Source organism: Pseudoalteromonas sp. BZA4, from assembly GCF_040104395.1.
Taxonomy (GTDB): domain Bacteria; phylum Pseudomonadota; class Gammaproteobacteria; order Enterobacterales; family Alteromonadaceae; genus Pseudoalteromonas.
In genome coordinates, this window is record NZ_JBECOT010000150.1 from 1 (window position 1) to 1,021 (window position 1,021).

The 1,021-nt window shown below is 48.4% G+C and carries 1 protein-coding gene; it reads left to right on the forward strand.

From position 1 onward, the window contains the following. Positions 1–105: 105 nt before the first annotated feature. Positions 106–1,021, forward strand: a 916-nt coding sequence (locus ABMY41_RS21810) for an IS30 family transposase (RefSeq protein ID WP_349276275.1), incomplete at its 3' end; no start/stop codon positions are given.

Genomic DNA, 1,021 nt, shown 5'->3' on the forward strand with positions numbered 1-1,021 from the left:
CCCGAATTCAGATAATAAGTGCACCACTCATGGTTAAACGGTGAGAAGAGATCAACTGCCTGTTGGTGGTACTCTATCGTCGCCAAACAAACAGAAGCATTTACCATGAGTTACAAGCAGTTGATCGCAGGACAAAGATACCAGATAGAAGCCTACTTACGCGAGGGCTTTAGTTATCGTGAGATAGGCAAACGCCTGAAAGTCAGTCATAGCACCATTAGCCGAGAAATCAGACGAAATAGGATCCGGGAAAATCACTATCTACCCGAAGTCGCCCAGGCAAAGACACTCAAAAGGCGCGTTCAAGCCGCAAAGTCGTGTCTATCTAAGCTGACCATCACCTTTGTTGAGTTCGGATTAAAACAAAAGTGGAGTCCCGAGCAAATTGCAGGCGTGGGCCGGATTATTGGGCTTTCAGTGAGTCATGCATGGATTTACGGTTATGTGCAACGGGATAAATTGAGTGGCGGCAAGTTGTTTAGGCACTTACGACAAGGCCATCGACGATATCGCAAAGGTCGTCGTGCGAAGCGTGTCATTATCCCGAACCGAGTGGGCATTGAGCACCGCCCAGCGATTGTTGACAAGAAAAGACGGTTCGGTGACTGGGAAGCTGATACCGTACTGGGTAAGCATGGAACGGGTGCCATAGTCAGCCTAGTTGAACGCCAAAGCAAGCTTTATTTAATACGTAAAGTGCCAGCAAAGAGCGCGGCAGACGTAAGCAGAGCCATGATAGGCATGCTGTGGCGATATCGCCGTCATGTGCATACGATAACCGCTGATAATGGCAGCGAGTTCTGTGACCACGAGCTAGTTGCAGATAAGCTCAACACTGATATTTATTTTGCGAATCCGTATTCCTCATGGGAGCGCGGATTGAATGAAAACTTCAACGGTTTACTGCGCCAGTACATACGCAAAGGCACGGATTTAAGAACGGTAACGGATAAGCAGGTGGCCGATATAGAACGTGCGCTAAACGCCAGACCTAGAAAGTGCCTAGGTTACAAACAGCCTG